Genomic DNA, 12,632 nt, shown 5'->3' with positions numbered 1-12,632 from the left:
ATGAGCAGACACACCCTCTCGGTGTTGGTGGAGAACAAGCCGGGCGTGCTGGCGCGGGTGGCGGGACTGTTCTCCCGCCGCGGTTTCAACATCGATTCGTTGGCGGTGGGCGAGACCGAGCACAAGGAGGTCTCCCGGATCACGATCGTGGTCAATGTGGCGGACTCCCCGCTAGAACAGGTCACGAAGCAGCTCAACAAGCTGGTCAACGTGCTGAAGATCGTCGAGCTGGACCCGGCCGACTCGGTGCAGCGGGAACTACTGCTGGTGAAGGTGCGGGCGGAGCGGCCGGTGCGGACCCAGGTGATGGAGACGGTGAACCTGTTCCGGGCCCGGGTGGTGGATGTCGCCGGCGACACGCTCACCATCGAGGCGACCGGCACGTCCGACAAGAACGACGCGCTCCTCCGGGACCTCGAACCGTACGGAATCAAGGAGATGGTGCAGTCCGGCCTGGTCGCGGTGGGCCGCGGTTCCCGGTCGATCACCGCGGCTCCGGCCCTGCGCCCCGCCGCTTGACCCTGACTGTGGAGAAGAGAGGAAGACATGACTGCTGAGGTTTTCTACGACGACCAGGCCGACCTGTCGCTGGTGGCCGGCCGCACCGTGGCCGTGATCGGGTATGGCAGCCAGGGCCACGCGCACGCGCTGTCGCTGCGGGATTCCGGGGTGCCGGTGGTGATCGGCCTGCCGGAGGGCTCCAAGAGCCGGGCCAAGGCCCAGGAGCAGGGGCTGACGGTGAAGACGCCGGCCGAAGCCGCGGCTGAGGCCGACGTGATCATGATCCTGGCGCCGGATACGGCCCAGCGCACCATCTACGCCGAGTCGATCGCGCCGAATCTGACTGCGGGGAAGGCGCTCTTCTTCGGCCACGGGTTCAACATCCGGTACGGCCTGATCGAGCCACCGGCGGATGTGGACGTGGCGATGGTGGCGCCGAAGGGTCCGGGGCATCTGGTGCGTCGCCAATTCGTCGAGGGCAAGGGCGTGCCGGTGCTGGTCGCGGTGGAGCAGGACGCCAGCGGGTCGGCGTTCGCGCTGGCGCTGTCGTACGCGAAGGCGATCGGCGGCACGCGGGCCGGGGCGATCCGGACTACCTTCACCGAGGAGACCGAGACCGACCTCTTCGGGGAGCAGGCGGTGCTCTGTGGCGGGGCGACCGCGCTGGTGCAGACGGGGTTCGAGGTGCTGACCGAGGCGGGCTACGCCCCGGAGGTGGCGTACTTCGAGTGTCTGCATGAGCTCAAGTTGATCGTCGACCTGATGTATGAGAACGGGCTCGCCGGGATGCGCTACAGCGTCTCCGACACCGCCGAGTACGGCGACCTGACCCGGGGCCCGCGGGTGGTCGATGAGAGCACCAAGGAGCGGATGCGGCAGATCCTGGCGGATGTGCGTTCCGGGGAGTTTGCCCGGGAGTGGGTGGCCGAGGACGACGCTGGTCGACCAAACTTCACCAAACTGCGCGAACAGGCCGCTTCGCACCCGATCGAGGAGACCGGGAAGACGCTCCGGGGGATGATGAGCTGGGTGAGCCGACCCCTCTCCGAGACCGCGTAGATTAACACGACATATCCGCTTATTTCCGTGCGGAAAACCCGCCTCCGGGAGGTGTACATACGCCTCCCGGCGGCGGTACTGTCGCCGCATGCGTTTGGAGCGACCGCACCGCACTGAGCGTTTCGGGGCCGTGCGCATCCACGAACTCCAGCGGGTTATCGAGCTGGATAGCGGCGACGCGGCCATGGCGGGGCCGCGCAGCCGGGAGAGCCTACGGGTCCCCTCGGCGCAGCTCCGGGCCATCGAGCAGGACATGGTAATCGTGGTCCCGTGCATGAACGAGACCCGGCGGGTGATCGAGGGTGTGCTCTCGGGGGTGCCGCACGACTGCCTGGTGATCATGGTCTCGAATAGCGCCCGGGGGCCGGTTGACCGGTACGAGATCGAGGCGCAGACGGTCGAGCAGTTCTGTCAAGCGGCGGAGCGTCCGGCGATCACCGTGCATCAGCGCGATCCCGGGTTGGCGGCAGCGGTCAAGGCGGCGGGCGCCGCTGACTTGATCGACGACGAAGGTCTGGTCCGCGGCGGCAAAGGTGAGGCGATGTTCGTCGGCCTCGCCATGGCTGCGTTGACCGGCCGCCGCTACCTCGGATTTATCGACGCAGACAACTTCGTCCCCGGTGCGGTCAACGAGTACTGCAAGGCGTACGCGGCCGCCTTTCAGCTGGCGGACAGCCCGTACTCGATGGTGCGGATCTCCTGGCATTCGAAGCCGAAGCTGCGGGACGGCCGGCTGTTCTTCAGCCGGCGGGGTCGCACCTCCGAGGTGACCAACCAGTTTCTGAACCAGTTGATCGGGGAGTACAGCGGCTTCGGCACCGAGGTGGTCGCCACCGGTAACGCTGGCGAACACGCGTTCAGTCTGCAGTTGGGGTTGAAGCTGCGACTGGCCGGTGGTTTCGCGGTCGAGCCGTACGAATATCTGGACATGTTCGAGCAGTTCGGTGGGGTGCTTGATTCTCCGCACCAGGAAGTGCTGGACAAATCAGTTTCGGTTAGCCAGATCGAGACCCGTAACCCGCATTTTCATGACAACAAGGGCGATCACCACGTTCAGGACATGCGGATGCAGGCGCTGAATGTGCTCTACCACTCGCCGGTGTGTCTACCGTCGGTGCGCTCGGAGATCCTCGATTTCATGCTCGCCCATCGGGCGATCGGTGAGGGCGATGAGCCGCCGCGGGAGCGAATCTACCCACCGGTCGGCACCCTGGCGCTGGACCGATTCTGCGACATGCTCACCACTGAGGCCCACAGCCTGCGCCAGGTCCCGTCGGACGGGGGTGACGGGCTCAGCTACGCACCGCAGCTGAGCCGCTGGCCCCGTCACTGACCGGCGCCCGCTGCGTCGGGTGGCGCTGGCCGGACCTGGTGCCGTCGTCGCGCCAGCCAACTGCTGACCGGGGCGCTGCGCAGTAGCAGGGTCATGGTCAGGGCGCTGGCGAGGGTGACCGCCAACCACGGCACCGTCCCGGCTACCTCACTCCACCGGCGGGGGCCGTCGCCGCCGATCCGACCTGGGTCCGCGACCACGCAGAATCCGAAGGCCGCCAGGCCGGTCAGCACCCAGCCGGCGGTGACCGGTATCCGGTACCAGCCTCGCCGCGAGATCTGCACCGCACTGGGGGCCAGGGTGGCGAGGAGCAGCAGGCCGGCGACGGCCAGCAGCCCGTTCGAGGTGACCAAGGTCAAGGGCGCGACGGGCCCGGTCAGGAGAATGATCGTGGCCGGCCCGGCCAGCGCCAGGATGCCGGCTGCCAGCAGCGCGTTTACTCCCGCCAGCATCGCCGCAATCCGGACACCGCGCGGCGGCGGACCGAGTTCGCCGCCCAGATATCGCTCAGATACCGGACGGAGCCATTCGGGGGTGGTCATCGCGCTCCTCTGGTTTGTTTAGTCAGCATAGCGGGCAGTTCTACCAGAAAATCGCCGTGAGAGCGGTCACGGTCGGCGCCGGGGTGCACTTCTGGTCGGCGCGCGGGGCATAAGATCGATGGATCGTCGAAGCAAGGACCGATAGCACCCCACCCGCCGAGCAGGAGATATGACTCCCGTCGTACTTATTACCGAAGAACTCGCCCCGGCCGCGATCGACATCCTTGCCCAGGAGTTCGAGGTCCGGCACGTGGATGGCACGGACCGTGGCGCGCTGTTCGCCGCCCTGGCCGAGGCGGAGGCGGTCATCGTCCGCTCCGCTACCCAGATGGACGCCGCCGCGATCGAGGCGGCCCCGAAACTGCGCGTGATCGCCCGGGCCGGCGTGGGCCTCGACAACGTCGAGGTGCCGGCCGCTACCGCCCGCGGCATCATGGTCGTCAACGCCCCTACCTCCAACATCGTCTCCACCGCCGAGCAGGCCGCAGCGCTGCTGCTGTCGACCGCCCGGAACACGGTCGCGGCGAGCGCCTCGCTGAAGGCTGGCGAGTGGCAGCGCTCCAAATACACCGGCGTCGAGTTGGCCGGCAAGACTGTCGGGGTGATCGGCCTCGGCCGGGTCGGGGTGCTGTTCGCTCAGCGGATGGCGGCCTTCGGCACCCGGCTGATCGCCCACGACCCGTATGTGCAGCCGGCCCGCGCTGCCCAGCTCGGGGTTCGGATGGTGGGCCTGGAGGAGCTGCTCCGCGAGGCGGACTTCATCTCCATCCACGTCACCAAGACCCCGGAGACGGTGGGGCTGCTCGGTGCCCGGGAGCTGGCGCTGGTCAAGCCTGGTGTAAGGATCGTCAACGCGGCCCGCGGCGGCATCATCGACGAGCAGGCGCTCGCCGACGCGCTCGCCGAGGGCCGGGTGGGCGGCGTCGGGATCGACGTCTACGCCAAGGAGCCCTGCACCTCATCGCCGCTGTTCGCATTCGACAACGTGGTCTGCACCCCGCATCTTGGCGCGTCCACCCACGAGGCCCAGGATAAGGCCGGGACAGCGGTCGCCCGCAGCGTCAAGCTGGCGTTGCAGGGCGAGTTCGTGCCCGACGCGGTAAACGTCCAGGCCGGCGGCGTGGTCGCCGAGGATGTGCGGCCGCTGCTGCCGTTGGCGGAGCGGTTGGGCAAGGTCTTCACCGCGGTCGCCGGGGGCGTCGCCGCCAGCGTCACTGTTGAGGTCAAGGGCGAGGTGGTCGCGAACGACGTCTCGGTGCTGCGGCTCGCCGCCACTAAGGGGCTCTTCGAGGACGTCGTCGAGGATCAGGTCAGCTACGTCAACGCGCCCTTGCTGGCGGCCGATCGGGGGGTCGAGGTCGACCTCGCCACCGAGCAGGAGTCGCCGGACCATCACAACCTGGTGACGGTCCGGGGTGCGCTCGCCGATGGCCGGACGGTCAGCGTCTCCGGCACGCTCTGGAGCAACGGCTTGCGGGAGACCCTGAAGCTGACCGAGGTCAACGGCTTCGACCTGGAGCTCGACGCCGAGGGCATCCTGCTCTTCTTCCGCTACACAGACCGGCCCGGGGTGGTCGGCCAGGTTGGCAGCACCTTGGGTAGCTCCGGCATCAACATCGCGTCGATGCAGGTGTCGCGGCGTGCCGCCGGCGGCGAGGCGCTGATGACGCTCACAGTGGACTCCTCGGTCTCGGCCGATCAGCTGCACGCGGCCGCGCATCAGATCGGTGCGGTCGGCAGCAGCGCGGTCGACCTGCGCGAGGAGTGACCGTTACCATCGCCGGGTGAGCAACAGTGAGCACATTGTGCAGCACCCGTTGAAGGGCGATTTCGACCTGAGCCGCGCCGAGTGGCGCAGCTCAGGTCGGATCGAGATCGCCTTCGTTGACGACTTGATCGGCATGCGTGACGGCGAGAATCCCGACGGTCCGATCCTCATCTTCGATGAGGCGGAGTGGGAGGCGTTCGTAGCCGGCGCCAAGGACGGCGAGTTCGACCTCCCCGACGAGGCGTAGCCAGCGAGCCGGCCGCCCCAGGAGGGTGCTCCCTCCTGGGGCGGCCGTTCCCACGGCGGGCTCTCCACGGCACACTGCTGGCCCGTTGCGTCTCACCCGACTTGGTGGGCCGAGTGGCGCCTGATTTGCCAGTATGAATCTAGTTTGTCGCCGTAGTGGATCACCACTCACCCGACCAAGCGGCCGACGGTGTTGACGGCCGGGCGCAAGGGGGTCTGCTGACAAGCCCGTGACCTGGTACTGACTTCCGTCGGACGCGATCCCGGCGCGAGTCAGCCGGCGCCAGGGAGGACCGGCTCCACAAGTCGGCGGCCCGGAGGCAGCTCAGCGGCCCTCCCAGCCACGTTTCTTGCTGTCCCTGCCCCTCTTGCAGGGCATTTCCGGCTTGCAGCTTGCAGCCCCTCTCGAATTGACCAGCTGGCGGGTGGAGTCCTTCACGCTGTTTGTCAGCAACAGTGGCCCGCTCGCCGCGGTCTGGTGTGCGAGTTCGTCGTCTGCATAGTGGGATGGTGGTGTCGTAACGTGGGAACGTGGCCTAGCGTCCGCAGGGGTGACTTAACGTTCGGTAGGACCGCTGCCCGGTCCGGGCAGCAACGGGGAAGGAGCGCGCGGTGGCGCGGATCGCAGTGGTGGCCGGGGACGGCATCGGACCAGAGGTGATCGCGGAGGCGGGCAAGGTGCTCACCGCGGTCTTGCCAGCCGCCGAGCTGACCCCGTACGACCTGGGTGCGGGCCGTTGGCACCGCACCGGGGAGACGTTGCCGGACTCGGTGCTCGCCGAGCTCCGCGGCCACGACGCGATCCTGCTCGGGGCGGTCGGGGACCCGACGGTGCCGCCGGGGGTGCTGGAGCGAGGGCTGTTGCTGCGGCTCCGGTTCGAGTTCGACCAGTACGTCAACCTCCGCCCGGCCCGGTTGTTCGCTGGCACCGCCGGCCCACTGGCCCAGGTCAAGCCAGGCGAGATCGACCTGGTGGTGGTCCGGGAGGGCACCGAAGGGCTGTACGCCGGCGCGGGCGGGACCCTGCGGCGGGACACCCCGGCGGAGGTCGCCACCGAGGAGAGCCTCAACACCCGGTATGGCGTGGAGCGGGTGATCCGCGACGCGTTCGTCCGGGCGCAGGCGCGGCCCCGGCAGACGCTCACCTGTGTGCACAAGACCAATGTGCTGACCCACGCCGGCGATCTGTGGGCCCGGACCTTCGCCGCGGTGGCCGCCGAGTTTCCCACGGTGACCACCGAGTATCAGCACGTCGACGCGGCCGCGATGTATTTGGTGACCCAGCCGCAGCGCTACGACGTGGTGGTCACCGACAACCTGTTCGGCGACATCCTGACCGACCTGGCCGCTGCGGTGACCGGGGGGATCGGGTTGGCGGCGAGCGGATGCATCGATCCCACCCGGACCCACCCGTCCATGTTCGAACCGGTGCACGGGTCTGCACCGGATATCGCGGGCAGCGGCGTCGCCGATCCGGTGGCCGCGGTCCTCTCGGTCAGCCTGCTGCTCGACCACCTCGGCCACCAGCGTGAGGCGGAGCAGGTTTCGGCGGCGGTCGCCGCCGAGTTGGCGGAGCGGGCGCCCGGCGCGCCGGTGCGCACCACCGAGGTCGGGGACCGGCTCGCGGCACGGATGGGCTGACCCGCCCCCGCCGACCTGACCGCCGCCGATGGGGGAACCCCGTGGCGGGCTTCACAGTGACCAGGGCTCAAGGTACGTTTCAAGGGCCCTGGCTTCCCAGCATGTGGCACAGCCGGGGTGAAGTGCCCGGTTTGTCGGAGCAGTAGGAGAGGTGCAGCGTCATGAGCGGTGGTGACAAGCTCGACTTCGAGATCCGTCCGAATCCCCGGCCGGTAGCCGCCGCCGAGCGCGAGGCGTTGTTGGCCAACCCCGGCTTCGGCCGGATCTTCACCGACCATCTGGTCGCCATCCGATGGGCCGAGGGCAAGGGGTGGTATGACGCCCGGGTGGAGCCGTACGGCCCGATTCAGCTCGACCCGGCGACCGCGGTGCTTCACTACGCTCAGGAGATCTTCGAAGGGCTCAAGGCGTACGCCGCCGATGACGGCGGCGTCGTGCTGTTCCGGCCGGAGGCCAACGCGGCCCGGTTCGCTGCTTCCGCCCGGCGGATGGCGATGGCGCCGCTGCCCGAGTCGACCTTCCTGGACTCGCTGCACAAGCTAATCGAGGTCGACCGGGGGTGGGTTCCCACCGCCGATGAGGGCAGCCTCTACCTGCGGCCATTCATGTACGCCAGCGAGGTCTTCCTGGGTGTCAAGCCGGCCTCCGAATATCTATATATGCTGATCGCCTCGCCCGTCGGTCCGTACTTCACCGGCGGCGTGAAGCCGGTGACCGTGTGGGTGTCGGACGATTACACCCGCGCCGCCCCGGGCGGCACCGGGGAGGCCAAGTGCGGCGGCAACTACGCCGCGTCCCTGGTGGCGCAGGCGGAGGCCATCTCGCACGGCTGCGACCAGGTGGTGTTCCTCGACGCCGTGCACCGGCGCTACGTGGACGAGCTGGGCGGTATGAACGTCTTCTTCGTCTACGACGACGGCACGCTGGTCACCCCCGAGCTCTCCGGCTCGATCCTGCCGGGCATCACCCGGGACTCGGTGATCACGCTCGCTCGGCATCAGGGCCGGACCGTGGTCGAGCGGCAGGTCTCGTTCGACGAGTGGCGGGCGGACGCGGCCAGCGGCCGGTTGCGCGAGGTCTTCGCGTGCGGCACCGCGGCGGTGCTTACCCCGATCGGTCAGGCCCGGTGGTCCGGAGGTGAGCTGACCGTCGCCGACGGCGGGCCGGGCGAGGTGACGATGGGCCTGCGGCAGCAGTTGGTCGACATCCAGCGGGGGCGGGCAGCCGACCCGTTCGGCTGGGTGCACCGGGTGCTCTGACCGGTGCCGCGCGCTCGCATCGGCATCCGCGTCGGGCGCTGGCCGCCGCCGGGGGACTACTCGAGCAGCTGCTCCCGGAGCGTGGTGATCCGCTCCGGGCCCAGCCCGGCCTTGCCTACGTACTCCTCGACCGAGCCGTGCCGTTCCCGGAGCTCTTGCAGGAAAAGCCGCATGGTGCCCGGGTGGGAGTAGAACCAGGGCCGCATCACCGCGTCGGGTCGGCCGTTGCGCTGGATCCACTCGATGTAGCGCTGATTGCCGATCGAGCTGTGGGCGTAGTCCGCATCGATGACCTCGTCGTCGACGCCCAACAGCGACAGGGTGAGGGCGCAGACCACCCCGGTGCGGTCCTTGCCGGCCACGCAGTGCACCACGGCCGGCACGGTGTCGGAGTCGGCGAGCATCGCCACCGCGCGGACCAGTCCGGCAGCACCGGTATCGGCCATGTCCCGGTACCGGTCGGCGAGGTAGCGCTGCGGGTCCAGGCCGTCCTGGTAGGGAGTGAGACTCCACTCGGGGTGACCCGGGTCGATGTTGTGGTGGGTCACCCCGTCCCACGCTGGCACCCGGCCGTCCGCCGCCAGCTCGTAGGAGCGGCGCAGGTCGATCACGGTGCGAATGCCGAGTTGCTGGAACGGTTCGCGATCCGGATCGGTAAGGTTGGAGAGCGCGTCGGAGCGGAACAACCGCCGCCAGCGTACGGTGCGGCCGTCGGCGGTGGGATGACCCCCGAGATCGCGAAAGTTGAACACCTGAGAGAACTCGTATGTGCGCTGTCCGATCTCATCTGCCACGTCGCCACCGTACCCAATCGGGCACGGTGGCGACCGGGCGCCGGGGTCAGGCGGCGCCAGTGTGGTAGGTGGCCTGGTAGTAGTCGGCCACCGTTTGTTGCTGCGCCGGGTCGGTCGCCGCCTCGGCGGCGACGGTCGGGGCACCCTTGACCTGCTCCCGGCTGCGGTCAAGGTAGATGACGCGTTCGGTGTCGTCGATGTGGTTGATGGTCCCGGCGGGCACCAGCGTCTTCTTGCCGATCAGTTTGCCGGTGCTCACCAGCAGGTAGCTGCCGTCGCGGGTGAGACTGGCGTCGACTACTTTTCCGACCCCGCCGTTGATCGCCTCTACCTGGTAGCCGGCGAGCTGAGCGCTCTGCATCTCGACGGCGGCGTCGGCCCGCAGGTTCCAGGGGTCGAAGGGACGGTCGGGCACCGGCTCGGGAAGGTCTTGGGGGTTGAGCGCGGTCATAACCCACCTCCTTAGTTGTGTCTGTTTCGTTACCCGGGGGGCGGGCGAGGCAAACTTAACGTGTCAGCATGTGGGAGAGGACTTCCACAGGACGGGCGTAGGTGGCAGACTACCGATCGTGAGCACCAGCCTAGTCCTGATTATCGGCGCCTAGCGCGCCCGGACACCCCACTTCGCCGAGCGCGCAAACCTCCCGCAGCCGCGGGAGGTTTTTTCATGGGAAAGGAAGACCAGCAGATGACCTACCAGGTGTACGACACGACCCTGCGCGACGGTGCCCAGCGCGAGGGGATCGGCTACTCCGTGGCGGACAAGCTCGCGGTGGCGCGGCTGCTCGACGAGCTCGGGGTCGGTTTCATCGAGGGTGGTTGGCCTGGTGCGCTGCCCAGCGACACCGAGTTCTTCGCCCGGGCGCGGAAGGAGTTGGAGCTACGCCATGCGGTGCTGGTCGCCTTCGGCGCCACCCGCCGGGCCGACCGACCGGTCGCCGACGATCCGCAGGTCCGGGCGCTGCTCGACGCCGACACCCCGGCCATCTGCCTGGTAGCCAAGTCGGATCTGCGCCATGTGGAACGCGCGCTCCGCACCACCGCCGAGCAGAACCTGGCGATGGTGGCAGACACCGTGTCACACCTGGTGGCCGAGGGGCGGCGGGTCTTCCTCGACTGCGAGCACTTCTTCGACGGCTTCCGGTTCGACCCGGCGTACGCGGCGTCGGTGGTCCGGACCGCCAGCGAGGCGGGGGCGGAGGCGGTGGTCTTGTGTGACACCAACGGCGGGATGCTGCCATCGTGGATCTCCACCGCGATCGGTGAGGTGGTGGAGCGCAGCGGGGTGCCCGTCACCCAGCTGGGAATCCATTGCCAGAACGACACCGCGTGCGCGGTGGCGAACACGGTCGCCGCGGTCGAAGCCGGCGTGCGCCATTTCCAGTGCACCGCCAACGGTTACGGCGAACGGCCAGGCAACGCCGACCTGTTCGCGGTGCTCGGCAACCTGGCCCTGAAGCTGGGGCTGCCGGTGCTGCCGGAAGGTGGCCTGGAGCAGATGGTCCGGGTGTCGCACGCCATCGCCGAGATCGCCAACCTCGCCCCCGACACCCATCAGGCGTACGTGGGGTCGGCCGCCTTCGCGCACAAAGCCGGGCTGCACGCCAGTGCGATCAAAGTGGATCCGCTGCTCTACAACCACATCGAGCCGGAGACCGTCGGCAATGACATGCGGATCCTGGTCACCGAGATGGCGGGCCGGGCGAGCATCGAGCTGAAGAGTAAGGAGCTGGGGCTGGACCTCAGCGATCGGCCGGAGGCGCTGACCGAGGTGACCAACCTGGTCAAGCAGCGGGAGTCGAAGGGTTGGTCGTACGAGGCCGCGGACGCTTCGTTCGAACTCCTGGTACGCGGAGCGCTCGGGGCCGATCTGGAGCCGTTCACGCTCGACTCGTACCGGGTGCAGGTGGAGCACCGGGACGGCGGTGCGGTGGTCTCCGAGGCGACCGTCCGGGTCCGGATCGGGGGTGAGCGGGTGATCGCCACCGCCGAGGGCAATGGGCCGGTCAACGCGCTCGATCAGGCGTTGCGTAGCGCCCTGTCTCGCCACTATCCGGAGCTGGCCGATGTGGAGCTGGCCGACTTCAAGGTGCGGATCCTGGCGGGCTCGCACGGCACCGGGGCGGTCACCCGGGTGTTGGTGGAGACGGTGGACCGATCGGGGCGGGACTGGACCACGGTCGGCGTGCACGAGAACGTGGTGGAGGCGAGTTGGCACGCGTTGGTCGACGCGCTCACCTATCCGCTCGCCCGGAGCGCCGATCCGGCTGGGCAGTGAGCCGCCGCCGGGTGCCCGTTGCCGGTCCCTGGCGCCGGTGGGCGCAGCCGGCCCGCCAGGTAGGTTTCGGCGGGTAGGTTGAAACGCGGCCCGCGGCGCGGTGCCGGGGTCGGGCCGAGCAGAGAGGGAGACCGGTGCGGATTGCACGGTTCGCGCATCCCGGCGGGATGTCGTTCGGAGTGGTCGAGGGTGAGGCGGAGGCCGGTGCGGCGGGGTTGACCGTGGCGCAGATCGAGGGCCACCCGTTCGGCCAACTCCGGTTTACTGAGCAACGGTGGGCGCTGGCCGATGTGCGGCTGCTCTCGCCGATCCTGCCGAGCAAGGTGGTGTGCGTCGGCCGCAACTACCGCGACCACGCGGCGGAACACGCCGCTGAGGTTCCGGCCGAGCCGTTGCTGTTCCTGAAACCGTCCACCTCGGTGATCGGCCCGCAGGACGCCATTCGGTTGCCGCCGCAGTCTGTGCAGGTGGAGCACGAGGCCGAGGTCGCGGTGGTGATCGGGCCGCCGGGGGCTCGGCGGGTGGACCGGGCCGGGGCCGAGCGGGCCATCTTCGGCTGGACCTGCGCCAACGATGTCACCGCCCGGGATCTGCAACGCATGGATGGCCAGTGGACCCGGGCCAAGGGGTTCGATTCGTTCTGCCCGCTGGGTCCATGGATCGTCACCGGCGAGGACCTCGCCGACCGGGAGGTTCGCTGCGAGGTCGACGAGGAGGTCCGGCAGTTGGGTCGGACCAGCGAGATGGTCTTCGACCCGGCCACCCTGGTGTCGTATGTGTCACATGTGATGACGCTGCTGCCGGGCGATGTAGTGCTCACCGGCACTCCGGCCGGGGTGGGTCCGCTGGCGGCGGGGGAGACCGTGACCGTCCGGGTGGCCGGGATGGGAGAGCTTGCCAATCCGGTGCTGGAGCTTGAATAACCAGCTCATGACGGTGTCGGGTGGGCGGTTTGGCGCCGGCCGCCCGGGTACGGTACAGTCTTCGACGGCGTGGTTACACGCCACTGGGGTATGGGGTAATTGGCAGCCCAACGGATTCTGGTTCCGTTAGTCTAGGTTCGAGTCCTGGTACCCCAGCTGGTAGGCTTCATGCCTGCAAGGCCCCGTCGTCTAGCGGCCTAGGACGCCGCCCTCTCAAGGCGGTAGCGGGAGTTCGAATCTCCTCGGGGCTACCAGCGCGAAGAGCGCCTCACCGATTCGGTGGGGCGC

At 68.7% G+C, this 12,632-nt stretch carries 12 protein-coding genes and 2 tRNA genes; 11 read left to right on the top strand and 3 right to left on the bottom strand.

Annotated elements, in window-relative coordinates:
• From ilvN to mpgS, 3 genes are all read left to right on the top strand, one after another.
• On the top strand, positions 1 to 519 hold the full coding sequence (gene ilvN / locus JQS43_RS18850) for an acetolactate synthase small subunit (protein ID WP_239675707.1): 519 nt from the start codon (positions 1 to 3) through the stop codon (positions 517 to 519).
• 27 nt (positions 520 to 546) lie between these two features.
• Positions 547 to 1,560 carry a ketol-acid reductoisomerase gene (ilvC, locus tag JQS43_RS18845; protein WP_239675706.1) on the top strand — a complete coding sequence of 338 codons (1,014 nt, stop codon included), beginning with the start codon at positions 547 to 549 and terminating at the stop codon, positions 1,558 to 1,560.
• A gap of 88 nt (positions 1,561 to 1,648) precedes the next feature.
• The gene (gene mpgS / locus JQS43_RS18840; RefSeq protein ID WP_239675705.1) at positions 1,649 to 2,893 is read left to right on the top strand and encodes a mannosyl-3-phosphoglycerate synthase; all 1,245 of its coding nucleotides are present in this window, start codon (positions 1,649 to 1,651) and stop codon (positions 2,891 to 2,893) included.
• Here the strand turns inward: mpgS and JQS43_RS18835 are convergent.
• Positions 2,887 to 3,435 (bottom strand): hypothetical protein, encoded by a 549-nt coding sequence (locus tag JQS43_RS18835; protein ID WP_239675704.1) that lies wholly within the window; start codon positions 3,433 to 3,435, stop codon positions 2,887 to 2,889. The two genes, mpgS and JQS43_RS18835, sit on opposite strands and share 7 nt — an antisense overlap.
• Before the next feature lie 169 nt (positions 3,436 to 3,604).
• Here JQS43_RS18835 and serA point away from each other — a divergent pair, with 169 nt between their 5' ends.
• The 4 genes from serA (at position 3,605) to JQS43_RS18815 (ending at position 8,349) form a co-directional block, all read left to right on the top strand.
• Positions 3,605 to 5,203 (top strand): phosphoglycerate dehydrogenase, encoded by a 1,599-nt coding sequence (serA, locus tag JQS43_RS18830; RefSeq protein WP_239675703.1) that lies wholly within the window; start codon positions 3,605 to 3,607, stop codon positions 5,201 to 5,203.
• 34 nt (positions 5,204 to 5,237) lie between these two features.
• Positions 5,238 to 5,450: a DUF397 domain-containing protein gene (locus tag JQS43_RS18825; protein ID WP_239679496.1), complete on the top strand. Its 213-nt coding sequence runs from the start codon at positions 5,238 to 5,240 to the stop codon at positions 5,448 to 5,450.
• A gap of 611 nt (positions 5,451 to 6,061) precedes the next feature.
• Positions 6,062 to 7,090, top strand: a complete 1,029-nt coding sequence (locus tag JQS43_RS18820) for a 3-isopropylmalate dehydrogenase (RefSeq protein WP_239675702.1) — start codon at positions 6,062 to 6,064, stop codon at positions 7,088 to 7,090.
• A gap of 161 nt (positions 7,091 to 7,251) precedes the next feature.
• Positions 7,252 to 8,349 carry a branched-chain amino acid aminotransferase gene (locus JQS43_RS18815; protein WP_239675701.1) on the top strand — a complete coding sequence of 366 codons (1,098 nt, stop codon included), beginning with the start codon at positions 7,252 to 7,254 and terminating at the stop codon, positions 8,347 to 8,349.
• A gap of 56 nt (positions 8,350 to 8,405) precedes the next feature.
• On the opposite strand, the gene JQS43_RS18810 is transcribed toward JQS43_RS18815, so the two are convergent.
• Positions 8,406 to 9,143, bottom strand: a complete 738-nt coding sequence (locus JQS43_RS18810) for a tyrosine-protein phosphatase (protein WP_239675700.1) — start codon at positions 9,141 to 9,143, stop codon at positions 8,406 to 8,408.
• A gap of 46 nt (positions 9,144 to 9,189) precedes the next feature.
• Positions 9,190 to 9,594, bottom strand: a complete 405-nt coding sequence (locus JQS43_RS18805; protein WP_239675699.1) for a PRC-barrel domain containing protein — start codon at positions 9,592 to 9,594, stop codon at positions 9,190 to 9,192.
• A gap of 237 nt (positions 9,595 to 9,831) precedes the next feature.
• Between JQS43_RS18805 and cimA the strand changes: the two genes are divergently transcribed.
• From cimA to JQS43_RS18785, 4 genes are all read left to right on the top strand, one after another.
• A complete protein-coding gene (cimA, locus tag JQS43_RS18800; protein WP_239679495.1) occupies positions 9,832 to 11,421 on the top strand; it encodes a citramalate synthase in 1,590 nt (529 codons plus the stop codon).
• Positions 11,422 to 11,555: 134 nt separating this feature from the next.
• On the top strand, positions 11,556 to 12,344 hold the full coding sequence (locus JQS43_RS18795) for a fumarylacetoacetate hydrolase family protein (RefSeq protein ID WP_239675698.1): 789 nt from the start codon (positions 11,556 to 11,558) through the stop codon (positions 12,342 to 12,344).
• An 84-nt stretch (positions 12,345 to 12,428) separates the two neighbouring features.
• Positions 12,429 to 12,500: transfer RNA gene (locus tag JQS43_RS18790), tRNA-Gln, on the top strand.
• A 22-nt stretch (positions 12,501 to 12,522) separates the two neighbouring features.
• Positions 12,523 to 12,598: transfer RNA gene (locus JQS43_RS18785), tRNA-Glu, on the top strand.
• Positions 12,599 to 12,632: the final 34 nt, after the last annotated feature.

The organism is Natronosporangium hydrolyticum (genome assembly GCF_016925615.1).
Taxonomy (GTDB): Bacteria; Actinomycetota; Actinomycetes; order Mycobacteriales; family Micromonosporaceae; genus Natronosporangium; species Natronosporangium hydrolyticum.
Note: the sequence above shows the minus strand (reverse complement) of the source record. Positions and strands in the feature narration are given on the sequence as shown.

Bases quoted from the DNA above. Each gene is read 5' to 3' on its own strand.
- ilvN (WP_239675707.1), top strand. From the start codon at position 1: ATGAGCAGACACACCCTCTCGGTGTTGGTGGAGAACAAGCCGGGCGTG.
- ilvC (WP_239675706.1), top strand. From the start codon at position 547: ATGACTGCTGAGGTTTTCTACGACGACCAGGCCGACCTGTCGCTGGTG.
- mpgS (WP_239675705.1), top strand. From the start codon at position 1,649: ATGCGTTTGGAGCGACCGCACCGCACTGAGCGTTTCGGGGCCGTGCGC.
- JQS43_RS18835 (WP_239675704.1), bottom strand. From the start codon at position 3,435: ATGACCACCCCCGAATGGCTCCGTCCGGTATCTGAGCGATATCTGGGC.
- serA (WP_239675703.1), top strand. From the start codon at position 3,605: ATGACTCCCGTCGTACTTATTACCGAAGAACTCGCCCCGGCCGCGATC.
- JQS43_RS18815 (WP_239675701.1), top strand. From the start codon at position 7,252: ATGAGCGGTGGTGACAAGCTCGACTTCGAGATCCGTCCGAATCCCCGG.
- JQS43_RS18805 (WP_239675699.1), bottom strand. From the start codon at position 9,594: ATGACCGCGCTCAACCCCCAAGACCTTCCCGAGCCGGTGCCCGACCGT.
- cimA (WP_239679495.1), top strand. From the start codon at position 9,832: ATGACCTACCAGGTGTACGACACGACCCTGCGCGACGGTGCCCAGCGC.